This window comes from Sinorhizobium fredii NGR234, assembly GCF_000018545.1.
Lineage (GTDB): Bacteria > Pseudomonadota > Alphaproteobacteria > Rhizobiales > Rhizobiaceae > Sinorhizobium > Sinorhizobium fredii_A.
Map to the genome: position 1 here is coordinate 1,512,965 of NC_012587.1, position 15,193 is coordinate 1,528,157.

Genomic DNA, 15,193 nt, shown 5'->3' on the forward strand with positions numbered 1-15,193 from the left:
GTTCGGCGATGATCCCTGGTCTTGATTCGAAGAAGATTTTTGCTTCCGCCCGGGAAGTGACGATCGGCCCCGTCCCCTCCGGCGCCGAAGCGCTGATCCTCGCCGATCTGGCGCGCGCCGGCGCGCCGGTCGCCTATTTTCTGTCCGACGGCCAGCGGATCGCCGATCTCGAGCAGGTGCTCGGTTTCGTGGCGCCCGACATCCCGGTCCTGACCTTGCCGGGTTGGGACTGTCTGCCCTATGACCGCGTTTCACCGAGTGCCGATACATCGGCGCGAAGGCTTGCGGCGCTCAGCGCCTTGATCGCGCACCGCCACAAGCCGCACCCGGCGATCGTACTGGTAACCGTCAATGCGGCCCTGCAGAAGATCTCGCCTCAGGACGTGATTGAGAGCCTTGCCTTCTCGGCGCGGCCGGGCAATCAGGTTCGCATGGACGATCTTGCCGCACAGCTGGAGCGAAACGGGTTCGAGCGGGTGCCGACCGTGCGGGAGGTCGGCGAGTTTGCGGTGCGCGGCGGCATCCTCGATGTCTATGTGCCGGGCAGCGGCGAGCCGCTCAGGCTGGATTTCTTCGGCGATACGCTGGAGACGATCCGCTCCTTCGATCCGGCGAGCCAGCGCACGACCGGGCAGGTGCGCTCGCTCGATCTCAACCCGATGAGCGAAGTGTCGCTGACGCCGGAGACGATCAGTCATTTCCGCAAGCAGTATCTTTCGCTCTTCGGCGCGGCGACGCGCGACGACGCGCTCTATCAGGCGGTCTCCGAGGGCCGTCGCTACGCCGGCATGGAGCATTGGCTGCCGCTCTTCTACGATCGACTGGAAACGATCTTCGATTATCTCGAAGGCTTCCGCATCGTCACCGATCATCTGGCGCGCGAAGCGGCGGCGGAGCGCTCGAAGCTCATTCTCGACTATTATGAGGCGCGCCATGCCTCCGCGTCTCCTAGCAAGTCGCAGATATCCCAGGGCACGCCCTACAAGCCGGTGCCGCCGGAACTGCTTTATCTGAGTGCGCAGGGTTTCAGCGCCGGCCTGACCGAGCGCCATGCCGTCCGTCTGTCGCCGTTCTCCGAACATGAGGGCGAAGCGCGCCAGGTGATGACCGTAGAGGCTCGGCAGGGGGTGCGCTGGGCAAAGACCGCGGGGGAGACCGAGGAAGGTGACGGCGCTCGCGCCAATGTCTTCGACCAGGCCGTGAAGCACATCGCCGAGAGACGGGCGAAGGGCGCCAAGGTCGTCATTTCCGGCTGGACGGAGGGTTCGCTCGACCGCCTGCTCCAGGTGCTCGCCGAGCACGGCCTCGCCAATATCCGCCCGGTGAAGGCTCTCGCCGATCTGCGCTCGCTGAAGCCGGGCGAGGCGGCGTCCGCGGTCTTGAGCCTCGAATCCGGCTTCGAGACCGGCGACCTCGTGGTCATCGGCGAGCAGGACATCCTCGGCGATCGGATGGTGCGCCGTTCGAAGCGCCGTAAGCGCGGCGCCGATTTCATTGCCGAGGTGACCGGGCTCGACGAGGGCAGCTACGTCGTGCATGCCGAGCACGGCATCGGCCGCTTCGTCGGCCTGCGCACGATCGAGGCCGCCGGCGCGCCGCATGACTGCCTGGAACTCGTCTATGCCGAGGATGCGAAGCTGTTCCTGCCGGTGGAAAACATCGAGCTTCTGTCGCGCTACGGGTCCGAGGGCACCGATGCGATCCTCGACAAGCTCGGCGGCGTCGCCTGGCAGGCGCGCAAGGCGAAGCTCAAGAAACGGCTGCTCGACATGGCGGGCGGCCTCATTCGCATCGCTGCCGAGCGTCATACCCGGCACGCGCCGGCCCTGGTCGCGCAGGACGGCGTCTATGACGAGTTCGCCGCGCGTTTCCCCTATGAGGAGACCGAGGATCAGTTGAACTCGATCGAGGCGGTCCGCGACGATCTCGGTGGCGGCAGGCCGATGGATCGCCTCGTTTGCGGCGACGTCGGTTTCGGCAAGACCGAGGTGGCGTTGCGTGCCGCCTTCATAGCGGCGATGAACGGCGTCCAGGTTGCCGTCGTCGTGCCGACGACCTTGTTGGCGCGGCAGCATTTCAAGACGTTTTCGGATCGTTTCCGCGGGCTGCCGATCCGCATCCAGCAAGCCTCCCGCCTCGTGGGCTCGAAGGATCTGGCGCTGACGAAGAAGGAAGTGGCGGACGGCAAGACGGACATCGTCGTCGGCACCCATGCGCTTCTCGGTTCCTCGATCAAGTTCGCCAATCTCGGCCTGCTGATCATCGACGAGGAGCAGCATTTCGGCGTCAAGCACAAGGAGCGCCTGAAGGAACTGAAGACCGACGTCCATGTTCTGACGCTCTCGGCGACGCCCATTCCGCGCACCCTGCAGCTGGCGCTCACCGGCGTTCGCGAATTGTCGCTGATCACCACGCCGCCGGTCGACCGCATGGCGGTGCGCACCTTCATCTCGCCTTTCGACGCATTGGTGATCCGAGAGACGCTGATGCGCGAGCATTATCGCGGCGGCCAGAGCTTCTATGTCTGCCCGCGACTGAGCGATCTTTCCGAGATCCACGATTTCCTGAAATCCGACGTGCCGGAGCTTAAGGTTGCCGTAGCGCATGGCCAGATGCCGGCAACCGAACTCGAAGACATCATGAATGCCTTCTACGAAGGCCGCTACGACGTGCTTCTGTCGACGACGATCGTCGAGTCGGGGCTCGACGTGCCGACCGCCAACACCTTGGTCGTGCATCGCGCCGACATGTTCGGCCTCGCCCAGCTCTATCAGCTTCGCGGCCGGGTCGGACGCTCCAAGGTGCGCGCCTTCGCGCTCTTCACGCTGCCGGTCAACAAGACGCTGACCGGCCCGGCGGAGCGACGCCTCAAGGTGCTGCAGTCGCTTGACACGCTTGGCGCCGGCTTCCAGCTCGCCAGCCACGACCTCGACATCCGCGGCGCCGGCAACCTGCTCGGCGGGGAGCAATCCGGCCACATCAAGGAGGTCGGCTTCGAACTTTACCAGCAGATGCTGGAAGAAGCGGTAGCCGAGCTGAAGGGCGAAGAGGAAATCCACGATACCGGCTGGTCGCCGCAGATATCGGTCGGCACGCCGGTGATGATTCCGGAACACTATGTGCCCGACCTCAATCTGCGGCTCGGCCTCTATCGTCGCCTCGGCGAACTGACCGATCTCAAGGAGATCGACGGCTTCGGCGCCGAACTGATCGACCGCTTCGGGCCGCTTCCGATCGAGGTGCAGCATCTGTTGAAGATCGTCTATATCAAGGCGCTGTGCCGCACGGCCAATGTCGAGAAGCTCGATGCTGGACCGAAGGGGGTCGTCGTCCAGTTCCGCAACAGAGAGTTTCCGAACCCTGCCGCCCTTGTCGGCCATATCGCCAAGCAGGGGACGCTCGCCAAGATAAGGCCGGACCAGAGCATCTTCTTCCAGCGCGAACTCGCCACGCCGGACAAGCGTCTCTCCGGCGCGGCCATGGTGATGACCCAGCTTGCAACGCTCGCCAAGGCGGCGTGAAAAACGGCGCCGGGGGTATCGGCGCCGTTCCTCAAATCAATTGATCGGATCAGTGGGCCGGGCGGCCCGCCTTCATCTGTGCGATTTCGCGCAGCGCATTGGTCAGCACTTCGACCGATTGCGCCCCCATCACCGCATATTGCTCTTCGATGATGAAGCAGGGAACGCCGGTTACGCCGATTTCCCGGGCCATGTCGATTTCCTGCCTGACGGCGTCCTTGTCGGCATCCGAGGAAAAAAGCGCGGCAATGACCGGCCGGTCCAGGCCCGCCTGTTCGGCAATGTCGAGCAGAACGGCGTGATCGCCCACGTTCCTCCCTTCCTCGAAATTCGCCTTGAAGAGCAGCCGTACGGTCTCGGCCTGAGCAGCCGTGCCGCTGGTAGCCGCCCAGCGGATGAGGCGATGCGCGTCGAGCGTGTTCGGGCTGATTTCGACGGCATCGAAATTGAAGGCAATGCCGGCCTCTCTGCCGAGATCCTCGAGCATCTGATGCGCGCGGTCGACGGCATCCTGCCCGCCGAGCTTTGCGGCAAGGTGGCGTTTGTGATCGACGCCTTCCGGCGGCAGATCGGGATTGAGCTGATAGGGGCGCCACTGGATGGCGACATCGACCTCGCCTGCGACATTGGCGATCGCCTGGTCGAGCCGGTTCTTGCCGAGATAACACCACGGGCAGACGACGTCCGAGACGATATCGATATTGACGGTTTCCATGGTGGCGGCCTTTCTGTTTCCCTACTGCATGTCTCCTTGAATCGCCGTCGATTTAAGGACAAAAACATGCAGCAATTCAAAGTTCTACAGCGACCTTTGCACGTCTGATAAGACGCACGGCGCTGTAGCAGCCACATAGGCCGACCGGCCGCTTGTTTCAATGCGTTACCAAAAAGGAACCAGGATACCCCGCTTACTGCACCCGCTCGTCCCACCAGGTCGGCAGTTGATAGCCGTAGAGCGGCACGGCCGAGGGGCGGCCGATATGCTTCCAGCGGGCGATCCATTGTTCGTCGAGGTGATAAAGCGGCACGACATAGGCGTTGCTGACCAGCAGCCGATCATGGGCGCGTACGGCGGCGGTGAAGTCCTCGGGCGTGCGCGCCTGTAGGATGTTGTTGATCAGCTTGTCGACGTCCTTGTCGGCAACGCCGGCGAAGTTGGAGCTGCCTTGGCGATCACGCGAAACGGACCCCCAATAGGATATCTGCTCGGCGCCCGGCGATAGCGACGATGGATAGGACTTGATGATCACGTCGTAGTCGAAGGATTGGCTGCGCAGCTGGTATTGGGAATCGTCGACGGTGCGAACCGTTGCGACGATGCCGAGCGGCGCGAGGAAGCGCTGGTAGGCCAGCGCGATCTTCTCCTGGCCGGCATTCTGGCTCATGATCTCGAAGGCGAGCGGCGTGCCCTTGGCGTCGACCATCTTGCCGTCCTTGATCGAATAGCCGGCCTCGCGAAGCAGCGTCACCGCTTCCCGCAATACGTTGCGGTCGCGGCCGGAGCCGTCCGTGACCGGCAGCCGATAGGTCCCGTCGAGGATGGCCGGGTTGATCTTCTCCCTGACGTCTCCCAGCAGACCGAGTTCACGGTCGTCGGCCGCGGCGCCCAGGAAGGAGAGCGACGAGTTCTGCCAGTAGCTCTGGGTGCGGGTATAGGCGCCGTCGAACAGGTTCTTGTTGACCCATTCGAAATCGAAGACGAGGGCGAGGCCCTGCCGGAGCTTGACGTTGTTGAACATCGGCCTGCGGGTGTTGAAGACGAAGCCCAGCATGCCGGAGGGCGTTTTCTGCTTGAAGCTCTCCTTGATCACGTCGCCGGTGCGAACGGCGGGAAAATCGTAGCCGCGAGCCCATTTGGTGGCGCTGCCTTCCGGATAGAGGTCGACCTCGCCCTTCTTGAAGGCTTCGAAAAGCGTGTTCTCCTGGAGGAAATATTCGACCGAAATCTCGTCGTAGTTGTCGACGCCGATCTTCGACGGCAGTTCCTTGCCCCAATAGTCGGGATTGCGGCGATAGATGATCCGCTCGCCCGGTCTCACTTCAGCGACGCGGTAGGGGCCGGAACCGAGCGGCGGCTCGAGCGTCGTCCGGTCGAACGCCTCGACATTGATGGCGTGCTTCGGCATCACCGGCGAAAGCGCCAGCAATAGCGGGAATTCGCGGTCGGCATCCTCCTTCAAGGTGAAACGAACGCTGCGGTCGCCGACCTTCTCCATCTTGGCGACCTTCGACAACCGATTGCTGAAAGGTGCGCGTCCCTTGTCGCGCAGCAGTTCGAATGTGAAGATCACGTCCTCGACAGTCACCGGCTGGCCGTCGGCCCAGCGCGCCTTGGGATTGAGATTGAACTGGATGAAGGTGCGATCGTCGTCCCACTCGACCGATTCCGCGAGCAGCCCGTACATGGTGAAAGGTTCGTCCTGGGAGCGCTGCATCAGCGATTCGTAGACCAGGTTTCCGAACCCCGGATCCCACATTCCCCGTGCGGTCGTGCGCATGCTCTTCAGGATGAAGGGATTGAGGCTGTCGAAGGTGCCGACCACGCCATAGGAGACCTTGCCGCCCTTCTTGACGTCCGGATTGACGTAGGGGAAGTGTTTGAAATCGGCCGGTAGGGCCGGCTCGCCATGCATGGAGATGGCGTGCAAGGGTGCGGCGGCGGCTTCATTGGCCAATAGGCTGGTCGCCAGAAGCATGACCAGGCCGGATAGAACTGCGCGCAACTTCACCTCCCGTAGGATTGGACGGTCCGATTCCCGGCACGTTACCAATGCGCAGGGATATTTCCAACAAGGCAGCGGGGAGACCGCTGTGCGGAGCCGCCGTGATCATCGCAGCCTTGCGATGCCTTGCGCGCCTCGCAGCCGATTTCCGGCGTCGTCGAGCTAAAAAATGCAAGGAAACACTGGATAAACGGCACAAGCCAATGTAACAGGTGTTTCCGGAATCGGGGCCATTCAAAAGCCTCATTTGGCCAACAGGACAACGGCGGCTGACGATACTCACCAGCGGAACGGCTGTTCCGTGGCCGGTTTTCAGGAGACGGAATTACAATGATCTTCAAGTCGAACTTCACCAAACGGGCGGGAATGGCAGCGCTGGCGCTCTCCGTAGCGGCAGCCGGCGCGCCGGGCATCGCATCTGCACAGCAGGGCAAGCCCCCGCAGGGTTGGTTCAAGGTTTGCACGAAGCAGGAAGACAACGACGTTTGCATCGTCCAGAACCTGCTCACCGCCAACAATGGTCAGCTCATCACCGCCGTCGGCCTCATCACCGTCTCCGGCAAGGTCAACCGCAAGGTCCTGCAGGTTTCCGTCCCCTCCGCGCGCATGATCCCGCCGGGCGTCCAGATGCAGATCGACGGCGCCAAGGGCGTCAAGCTCGACTACGCCATCTGCATGCCGGACAAGTGCGTTGCCGAGGCGCCGCTCTCCGACGCGCTCATCGCCAACCTGAAGAAGGGCAATGAAGTCATCTTCACGTCGGTCAATTTCCAGCGCGCCCCCAACCCGATCAAGATGACGCTGGAAGGCTTCACGGGTGTATTCGACGGCGAGCCGATCGAACAGTCGCAGCTCGAAGAGCGTCAGCGCCTGCTGCAGGAAGAAATGCAGAAGAAGGCGGAAGACGCCCGCAAGAAGCTGGAAGAGGCACAGAAGGCTGCGAAGCAGCAGTAATCGCTTCGCTTCCAAGATTGAAGAGCGCCCGGTGATCAGCCGGGCGTTTCTCGTTGGGGAGCCCGCGGCGGATAAGAAAAGGTGCGAACGGTTTCCCATCCGCACCTTGCGCATTCAATTTTCCGTCTGACTTCGGTTCAGTCGGAACCTCGATCGCCTAATGGCGATAGTCGGCCCTCGGCCGGTAATGCCCCGCATCCGCCTTTTCGAACAGGACATCGACCTGGGTGTGGCGGATCGGCTGGTCGCTTTCGTCCGACACGAGGTTCTGTTCCGAGACATAGGCGACATATTCGCTTTCGTCGTTCTCGGCGAACAGATGATAGAAGGGCTGGTCCTTGCTCGGCCTGATCTCCTGGGGAATCGAGTTCCACCATTCCTCGGTGTTCGCATATTCCGGATCGACGTCGAAGATGACGCCTCGAAACGGAAAGAACCGATGGCGAACGATCTGCCCGATCTCGAATTTCGCGTTTCTCTGTTTCATGACGCAACACATCCTTTCAGACCATATCTGGGTTGTCGCATGTGGAACATCAATAGGCGCGCAAACCTCCCGACTAAGCACCCCTGCTGTCGCATTTGAGAAAAGGCGGGCTTCCATCGAAACCCGCCTTTCACTCTCATCCCGATTGGACCAGCCGCATCGACCCCGCCATCAGGCGGAGTAGTACATGTCGTACTCGACCGGATGCGGGGTCATCTCGAAGCGCATGACTTCCTGCATCTTGAGTTCGATGAACGAGTCGATCTGGTCGTCGTCGAAGACGCCGCCGGCGGTCAGGAACTTGCGGTCCTTGTCGAGGCTTTCGAGGGCTTCGCGCAGGCTGCCGCAAACCGTCGGGATCTTCTTCAGTTCCTTCGGCGGCAGGTCGTAGAGGTCCTTGTCCATTGCCTTGCCGGGATGCAGCTTGTTCTTGATGCCGTCGAGGCCGGCCATCAGCATCGCGGCGAAGGCGAGGTAGGGGTTGGCGGTCGGATCCGGGAAGCGGACTTCGACGCGCTTTGCCTTCGGGTTGCTGCCGAACGGAATACGGCAGGAGGCCGAGCGGTTGCGGGCCGAATAGGCGAGCAGAACCGGCGCCTCGTAGCCCGGGACGAGACGCTTGTAGGAGTTCGTCGACGGGTTGGTGAAGGCATTCAGCGCCTTGGCGTGCTTGATGATGCCGCCGATGAAGTAGAGGCAGGTTTCGGACAACCCGGCATATTCGTCACCAGCGAAGGTCGGCTTGCCGTCCTTCCAGATCGACAGATGAACGTGCATGCCCGAACCGTTGTCGCCGAAAACCGGCTTCGGCATGAAGGTCGCGGTCTTGCCGTAGGCATTGGCAACCTGGTGCACGACGTATTTGTAGATCTGCATCTTGTCGGCGTTGCGGACGAGCGCGTCGAACTTGACGCCGAGCTCGTGCTGGGCGGCAGCCACCTCGTGGTGGTGCTTTTCGACCGTGACGCCCATTTCGGCAAGCACCGTCAGCATTTCGGAGCGCATGTCCTGGCAGCTGTCGACCGGCGGAACAGGGAAGTATCCGCCCTTGATGCGCGGACGGTGACCGAGGTTGCCGGTCTCGTAGTCCGTGTCGTCGTTCGAGGGCAGTTCGGAGCTGTCGAGCTTGAAGCCGGTGTTGTACGGGTCGGCCTTGTACTTGACGTCGTCGAACACGAAGAATTCGGCCTCGGGGCCGACGAAGACGGTGTCGCCGATGCCCGACGCCTTGAGGTAGGCCTCGGCCTTCTTCGCCGTGCCGCGCGGATCGCGATTGTAGGCTTCGCCGGAAACCGGATCGAGAATATCGCAGACGATGACCATGGTGGACTGTGCGAAGAACGGGTCCATATGGGCCGTTTCCGGATCGGGCATCAGCACCATGTCGGACTCGTTGATGGCCTTCCAGCCGGCGATCGAAGAACCGTCGAACATCACGCCGTCGGCGAACATGTCCTCGTCGACCACGGCGATGTCCATCGTCACGTGCTGCAGCTTGCCCTTCGGATCGGTAAAGCGCAGGTCGACAAACTTGATGTCGTTGTCCTTGATCTGCTTCAGAATTTCACTGGCAGTCGTCATTGTTTGCAATTCCCTGTGTGAGATGACGCAGTTGGAAAATCGGGGCCGGGCGGTCCCCAGGATCGGATGGGGGGTATCGGACGGGTCAGTCAATCAAATGGCGTCGAGGCCGGTTTCGCCGGTGCGGATTCGGATCACTTCCTCCACATTGGACACGAAAATCTTTCCATCGCCGATGCGGCCGGTTTGGGCGGCATTGCGGATGGCCTCGATGACGGCTTCCGCATTCTCGTCCGCCAGCACGACTTCCACCTTCACCTTCGGCAGGAAATCGACGACGTATTCGGCGCCCCGGTAGAGCTCCGTGTGTCCCTTCTGCCGCCCGAAGCCCTTGGCTTCCGTGACGGTAATACCCTGCAGGCCGACTTCCTGAAGGGCTTCCTTCACTTCGTCGAGCTTGAAGGGCTTAATGATCGCTTCGATCTTTTTCATGAGAAAATTTCTCTCCGCTTCTCCCTGTAAAGCCGGGTCTTACCCGCTCGCGTTCCAGTATGCATGTAGCGTGCCAATTTTATAGGGGGATGATGTGACGAGTGGGAAATTTCACCCGATCACGTCGAGCCCGTCCGGCACCACCTTCCGATCAGCACTGCTACTCTGCCTATTTTTTATGAGGATTCATCAGCCAGAACGCACTTTCCCCAGGCGATCGCCACGGTTTCATGCGCGAAGCCTGTTATTTGAGCACCAATAATAGGCAAATGCATAATAAGTCATCATATGGCATTGTCCGGATGCGCCTCTTGTCTGTCAGGCTGGAGCGCGCTTAGATCAGTGCCATGCACGATGCGCTTCAAGATATGCTGGTAACGCCGAACGAGATGGCGGCGATCGACAAGGACGCAGCCGATTCCGGCATCGACAGCTTCTCGTTGATGCGCTCGGCGGGGATGGCGGTGTCGGCCGCCGCCCTCCGGCTGTTTCCGACCGCTTCGCGCTTCGTCGTCCTCTGCGGCCCGGGCAACAATGGCGGAGATGGCTATATCGCCGCGGAAGCCTTGGCGGAAAGCGGCGCGCAGGTTGCGTTGTTCTCGCTGGGGGACCCCAGCAAGCTCCGGGGTGACGGGGCCAAGGCCCGCAGCGCCTGCCGGCTTGCGGTCGTGGATATCGGAACGTACGAGCCTAAATCGGGTGATGTCGTCGTCGACGCGCTGTTCGGGGCAGGGCTGGCGCGCGATTTGCCGAATTCAGCGCAAGACGTCGTCAGAAGGGTGGACGCGAGCCGGATACCGGTACTGGCGGTCGATCTGCCTTCCGGCATCGACGGCCGCACCGGGGAGGTGCGCGGCGCAAGCTTCACCGCCGCGCATACGGTCACTTTCATAGCGCCGAAGTCCGGGCATGTGCTGATGCCGGGACGTGCGCTGAGCGGCGCGCTCGAGGTCTTCGATATCGGCATCCCGGCTCGGTTGGTGGCGGCGCGGGCAAGCGACCTGCGGATCAACGGGCCGGCCATCTGGAAACAATATGCCGGTGGTCTCGAAGCGGGCACGCATAAATACAAGCGCGGTCACCTTGCCGTCCTTTCGGGAGGGCCGGCGTCCACGGGTGCGGCGCGGTTGTCGGCAGCGGTCGGTCTGGTCGGCGGGGCAGGGCTCGTCACGCTCGGCTCCCCGCCGGAGGCAATGGCCGTCAACGCTTCGCACCTGACGGCCATCATGCTCAAGGAAATCGGCAGTGCCGCCGATCTCGGCGAATGGCTGCAGGACAAGCGAGTCATTGCCTTCGTGCTTGGCCCGGGATTCGGCGTCGGCAAGAAGGCGAGGGACTTCGCCCTGATGCTTTGCGACCGAGCCCTGGTTCTCGATGCCGACGGGATGAGTTCCTTTCAGCAGGCAAGGGAGGAACTGTTTGAAAAGATCGCAGCAAGTGGCGGCCAGGTCGTCATGACGCCGCACGAAGGTGAGTTTGCGCGTCTCTTTCCGGAGGTCGCCGCGGATGCTTCGCTTTCCAAGATCGAAAAGGCACAGGCCGCGGCGAGCCTCAGCCATGCGGTTATCGTCTACAAGGGACCCGACACCGTCGTGGCGGCGCCTTCGGGCCGCGCCGTCGTCAATGTGAATGCGCCGCCCTGGCTTGCCACTGCGGGGTCGGGCGACGTGTTGGCCGGGATCATCGGAGCGCATCTCGCGCAGGGCTTTCCAGCCTTCGAAGCGGCCGCCGCCGCGGTCTGGCGGCACGGCGAGGCGGGGAACCGCGCCGGCCGTTCTGCGACGGCCGAAACGCTTGCCCAAAGCATTCCGCCGCTCACCTGAAGCGGCGGCTGCGGTGTCAGCCGCGCGTCCCCTTGGCGATCGGTTCCTGATAGGTAAAGCCCATGTCCCAGGGGAAATAAATCCAGGTATCCTGACTCACTTCGGTCACGAACGTGTCGACCAGCGGGCGGCCCTTCGGCTTGGCGTAGACGGCCGCGAAATGCGCCTTGGGCAGCATGGCGCGGACTTCGGCGGCCGTCTTGCCGGTGTCGGTGAGGTCGTCGACGATCAGCACGCCTTCGCCACCGTCCTTGGCGATCTCCGGCGCGATGCCCTTGAGCACCTTCATCTGCCCCTGCGTATCGTAGTCGTGATAGGAGGCGATGCAGACGGTCTCGATCATGCGGATATTGAGTTCCCGGCTGATGATCGCCGCCGGCACCAGGCCGCCACGGGTGATGCAGACCATGGCGCGCCATTCCTGCCCGTTGTCAGCGAGCCGCCAGGCAAGCGCCCGCGCGTCGCGGTGGAACTGGTCCCAGGATACGGGAAAGGCTTTTTCGGGAAGAGACATGTGACGCGCTCCGATAGATGCTCGTGTAGGGTTGGGAAGCGTTCGTGCGGCGCTCCCGCGTTGGCGAATGCAATAGCGGCAAGGAAGCCCGCAGCGCAAGAGCTTGCAAATGCCGGCATCTGACCGGGATGTGGACCGCGCCTAGCCGCCCTGGCGGGAGCGCGAGATCGCTTCGATCATGGCGATGACATCGGCTTCGGCGGCAGCAAGCTCCGCTTCGTCGCGGCCGCGGATGACGATATCGGTCGAGAAGGTCTTGCCGTCGAATTTCGGATAGGACCCGATGTTCGTTTCGGGATGGTGTTTTTGCACCTCGGTCAGGGGCGTGCCGATATCCCCTTCGCCGAAGGGCGAGCGCACCGTTCGCGACAGGACCGGAGTTCCGGTCTCAAGGCTGGGCAGCAGGCCGTCGAGCATCGCCTGGAACACCTGCGGTACCCCGGCCATGACGTAGACATTGCCCATCCTGAAGCCGGGGGCGGTCGACACCGGGTTGGCGATGTGGTCGGCCCCGACCGGCATCCGCGCCATCCGCTTGCGGGCCTCGGTAAACTCCATGCCGCGCCGCTCATACATCGCGCCCAGCAAATGCATCGCCTTGGGATCGTGGACGCACGCGACGCCGAACGCCTTCGACATCGCGTCGGCGGTGATGTCGTCGTGCGTCGGGCCGATGCCGCCGGAGGTGAAGACATGGTCGTAGCGGCCGCGCAGCGCATTGACGGCCTCGACGATCGCTTCCTCGTCGTCGGCGACGATCCGAACCTCGCGCAGATCGATACCGACCATCGTCAGCATGTCGGCAAGGTGGCCGATGTTCTTATCCTTGGTCCGGCCGGAGAGAAGCTCGTCGCCGATGGCGAGCATGGCAGCGGTGACAACACTGGGCCTGGTCATTTTGCGCTCCGGAATGGTTCGGATCGTTCAACACGATCTGCTTACTGTTGAAAAAGACTGAACAGTCTGTCGACCGGTCCCGTTCTGGCAACAGCATGCGATTTGATAAATCTTGCCGGCCGCGGCGATCAAGCGGAATTGCCGGACATCGAAGGAGATTTTCTTTGGCCAAGGTTTTGGTTCTTTATTACTCGGCGTACGGCCATATCGAAAAGATGGCCTACGCGGTTGCGGAGGGGGCCGAGTCGGCCGGCGCCGAGGTGTCGGTAAAGCGCGTCCCGGAACTCGTGTCGGAAGAGGTCGCCAAGGCTTCCCACTACAAGATCGACCAGCCGGCACCGGTCGCGACGGTTGAGGAACTGGGCGACTACGATGCGATCATCTTCGGCGCCGGCACGCGCTACGGCACGGTTGCCTCGCAGTTGCGCAATTTCATCGACCAGACCGGCAGCCTCTGGGCGAAGGGCAAATTGGTCGGCAAGGTCGGGTCGGCCTTCACCTCTTCGGCAACCCAGCATGGCGGCCAGGAATCGACCATCCTCGGCCTTATCCCCACAATGCTGCATCATGGCATGGTCGTCGTCGGCCTGCCTTACGCCTTCCAGGGGCAAATGGGCATTGACGAGATCAAGGGCGGCTCGCCCTATGGCGCATCGACCATCACCGGTGGCGACGGCTCGCGCCAGCCGTCCGAAATCGAGCTCGACGCGGCCCGCTTCCAGGGCGCGCATGTCGCGCGGATCGCCGCCAAGCTCGCCGACTGATCCAAATCGAACTAGCTAGTGCCCGTCCACAAACGGTAAACTGCTGAAATTATTGGGTGAATCGCGATATCTGCGCGGGCAAAGCCCGGCGGTTTCAGGTATACTTTAGATCAAGCTACTGATTCTAAAGACAAACCCGTAACCGCCGGAGCCGACAATGCGCCAAGAACGCACCGTCCAAGCCAGCATATTTGATCTTTTCGCCGAACACGAGATCGGTCGTGAACTGAAGGCGATGTCGGAATGGCTGGATGAGCATGGCGAGTTGCTCGGGCTGGTGGCGGGGGACCTGCGCCGGCATGGTCTCAGACAGACCGGCCGCGAGGGGCTACCAGCCGAGGCTGTGCTGCGCTGCGCGCTGCTCAAGCAGCATCGCCAGTTGAGTTACCAGGAACTGGCCTTCCATCTCGAAGACTCCGCCTCGTTCCGGGCGTTTGCCCGGCTGCCGTGGGGCTGGAACCCGAAGAAGTCGGTCTTGCACAAGACGATCAGCGCGATCCGGGCGCAAACCTTTGAAGAGATCAACGGGGTGCTGCTGGCGAGCGCCCGGCAGGAGAAGCTGGAAAGTGGCAAGGTCGTGCGCGTGGACAGCACCGTCACCGCCGCACCGATACATGAACCGAGCGACAGCAGCCTGTTATGGGACGCTGTCCGGGTGACGGTGCGGCTGTTGCAGCAGGCCGAGGCGCTGGGTAGCGCCATCCCATGGCACGACCATCGCCGCGCGGCAAAGAAGCGGGCTCGGGCGATCGAATATACCCGCGGCCGCCCCAAACGAATCAGGCACTATCGCGAACTGCTCAAGATCACGCACACGACTTTGAGTTATCTGCAGCAGGCCAGTGAACAGGTGCCGCTGACGGCGGGCCCGGCCGGCGCACTGTGGCAGGCCCAACTCCGCCATTACCGGCCGCTGATCGAGCGGATCATCGCCCAGACCGAACAGCGGGTCCTGGTCGGGGAGCCGGTCCCTGCCGGCGAGAAGCTGGTGAGCCTGTTCGAGCCGCATGCCGACATCATCGTCAAGGGCAGCCGCGACGTCGACTACGGCCACAAACTCAATCTGACCACCGGCAGAAGCGGACTGATCCTCGACCTCGTCATCGAAGCCGGCAATCCGACCGACAGCGAGCGCTTGCTGCCGATGCTGGAACGCCACATCGCCTTTTACGGCGAGCCGCCGCGTCAGGCGGCGGCCGACGGCGGCTATGCCAGCCGCGAAAACCTGAGCGGAGCCAAAGCCCGCGGCATCCGCGACATGGCCTTCCACAAGAAGCGCGGCCTCAGCATCGAAGACATGGTCAGCAGCCGCTGGGTCTATCGCAAGCTGCGCAACTTCCGCGCCGGCATCGAGGCCGGCATCTCTTGCCTGAAACGCGCTTATGGCTTGGGGCGCTGCACCTGGCGTGGGCTCGACCACTTCAAGGCTTATGTCTGGTCCTCGGTGGTCGCTTACAATCTCGCCCTCTTCGCCCGCCTCAGGCCGACCTGACGCTC

Annotated in this window: 12 protein-coding genes; 5 read left to right on the forward strand and 7 right to left on the reverse strand. The window is 62.5% G+C overall.

Going from position 1 to position 15,193, the window contains the following annotated elements; translation table 11 throughout:
* The first annotated feature begins 8 nt into the window (after window positions 1–8).
* A complete protein-coding gene (gene mfd / locus NGR_RS18595) occupies window positions 9–3,521 on the forward strand; it encodes a transcription-repair coupling factor (RefSeq protein WP_012708015.1) in 3,513 nt (1,170 codons plus the stop codon).
* Window positions 3,522–3,570: 49 nt separating this feature from the next.
* On the opposite strand, the gene NGR_RS18600 is transcribed toward mfd, so the two are convergent.
* Together NGR_RS18600 and NGR_RS18605 are read right to left on the reverse strand one after the other, a co-directional pair.
* The gene (locus tag NGR_RS18600; RefSeq protein ID WP_012708016.1) at window positions 3,571–4,236 is read right to left on the reverse strand and encodes a DsbA family oxidoreductase; all 666 of its coding nucleotides are present in this window, start codon (window positions 4,234–4,236) and stop codon (window positions 3,571–3,573) included.
* A 193-nt stretch (window positions 4,237–4,429) separates the two neighbouring features.
* On the reverse strand, window positions 4,430–6,244 hold the full coding sequence (locus tag NGR_RS18605) for an extracellular solute-binding protein (RefSeq protein WP_012708017.1): 1,815 nt from the start codon (window positions 6,242–6,244) through the stop codon (window positions 4,430–4,432).
* Between the two features lie 330 nt (window positions 6,245–6,574).
* On the opposite strand from NGR_RS18605, the gene NGR_RS18610 reads away from it, so the two are divergent.
* A complete protein-coding gene (locus tag NGR_RS18610) occupies window positions 6,575–7,198 on the forward strand; it encodes an invasion associated locus B family protein (protein ID WP_012708018.1) in 624 nt (207 codons plus the stop codon).
* A gap of 157 nt (window positions 7,199–7,355) precedes the next feature.
* On the opposite strand, the gene hspQ is transcribed toward NGR_RS18610, so the two are convergent.
* From hspQ to NGR_RS18625, 3 genes are all read right to left on the reverse strand, one after another.
* On the reverse strand, window positions 7,356–7,685 hold the full coding sequence (gene hspQ / locus NGR_RS18615; RefSeq protein ID WP_012708019.1) for a heat shock protein HspQ: 330 nt from the start codon (window positions 7,683–7,685) through the stop codon (window positions 7,356–7,358).
* A 171-nt stretch (window positions 7,686–7,856) separates the two neighbouring features.
* The gene (gene glnA, locus NGR_RS18620; protein ID WP_012708020.1) at window positions 7,857–9,266 is read right to left on the reverse strand and encodes a type I glutamate--ammonia ligase; all 1,410 of its coding nucleotides are present in this window, start codon (window positions 9,264–9,266) and stop codon (window positions 7,857–7,859) included.
* A 93-nt stretch (window positions 9,267–9,359) separates the two neighbouring features.
* Complete coding sequence (locus NGR_RS18625; protein WP_003528058.1) at window positions 9,360–9,698, reverse strand: P-II family nitrogen regulator; 339 nt, start codon at window positions 9,696–9,698, stop codon at window positions 9,360–9,362.
* Between the two features lie 347 nt (window positions 9,699–10,045).
* Here NGR_RS18625 and NGR_RS18630 point away from each other — a divergent pair, with 347 nt between their 5' ends.
* Window positions 10,046–11,521: a bifunctional ADP-dependent NAD(P)H-hydrate dehydratase/NAD(P)H-hydrate epimerase gene (locus tag NGR_RS18630; RefSeq protein ID WP_012708021.1), complete on the forward strand. Its 1,476-nt coding sequence runs from the start codon at window positions 10,046–10,048 to the stop codon at window positions 11,519–11,521.
* 16 nt (window positions 11,522–11,537) lie between these two features.
* On the opposite strand, the gene gpt is transcribed toward NGR_RS18630, so the two are convergent.
* Entirely contained in the window at window positions 11,538–12,035 is a 498-nt protein-coding gene (gene gpt, locus NGR_RS18635) for a xanthine phosphoribosyltransferase (RefSeq protein WP_012708022.1), read from the reverse strand.
* Window positions 12,036–12,176: 141 nt separating this feature from the next.
* On the reverse strand, window positions 12,177–12,932 hold the full coding sequence (locus tag NGR_RS18640) for a competence/damage-inducible protein A (RefSeq protein WP_012708023.1): 756 nt from the start codon (window positions 12,930–12,932) through the stop codon (window positions 12,177–12,179).
* 164 nt (window positions 12,933–13,096) lie between these two features.
* Between NGR_RS18640 and wrbA the strand changes: the two genes are divergently transcribed.
* Both wrbA and NGR_RS18650 read left to right on the forward strand, forming a co-directional pair.
* Window positions 13,097–13,696, forward strand: coding sequence for an NAD(P)H:quinone oxidoreductase type IV (wrbA, locus tag NGR_RS18645; RefSeq protein WP_012708024.1), 600 nt, complete (start codon window positions 13,097–13,099; stop codon window positions 13,694–13,696).
* Between the two features lie 157 nt (window positions 13,697–13,853).
* On the forward strand, window positions 13,854–15,188 hold the full coding sequence (locus NGR_RS18650; RefSeq protein WP_012707505.1) for an ISNCY-like element ISRsp17 family transposase: 1,335 nt from the start codon (window positions 13,854–13,856) through the stop codon (window positions 15,186–15,188).
* Window positions 15,189–15,193: the final 5 nt, after the last annotated feature.

Bases quoted from the DNA above. Each gene is read 5' to 3' on its own strand.
- mfd (WP_012708015.1), top strand. From the start codon at position 9: ATGATCCCTGGTCTTGATTCGAAGAAGATTTTTGCTTCCGCCCGGGAA.
- NGR_RS18600 (WP_012708016.1), bottom strand. From the start codon at position 4,236: ATGGAAACCGTCAATATCGATATCGTCTCGGACGTCGTCTGCCCGTGG.
- NGR_RS18610 (WP_012708018.1), top strand. From the start codon at position 6,575: ATGATCTTCAAGTCGAACTTCACCAAACGGGCGGGAATGGCAGCGCTG.
- hspQ (WP_012708019.1), bottom strand. From the start codon at position 7,685: ATGAAACAGAGAAACGCGAAATTCGAGATCGGGCAGATCGTTCGCCAT.
- glnA (WP_012708020.1), bottom strand. From the start codon at position 9,266: ATGACGACTGCCAGTGAAATTCTGAAGCAGATCAAGGACAACGACATC.
- NGR_RS18625 (WP_003528058.1), bottom strand. From the start codon at position 9,698: ATGAAAAAGATCGAAGCGATCATTAAGCCCTTCAAGCTCGACGAAGTG.
- NGR_RS18630 (WP_012708021.1), top strand. From the start codon at position 10,046: ATGCACGATGCGCTTCAAGATATGCTGGTAACGCCGAACGAGATGGCG.
- gpt (WP_012708022.1), bottom strand. From the start codon at position 12,035: ATGTCTCTTCCCGAAAAAGCCTTTCCCGTATCCTGGGACCAGTTCCAC.
- NGR_RS18640 (WP_012708023.1), bottom strand. From the start codon at position 12,932: ATGACCAGGCCCAGTGTTGTCACCGCTGCCATGCTCGCCATCGGCGAC.
- NGR_RS18650 (WP_012707505.1), top strand. From the start codon at position 13,854: ATGCGCCAAGAACGCACCGTCCAAGCCAGCATATTTGATCTTTTCGCC.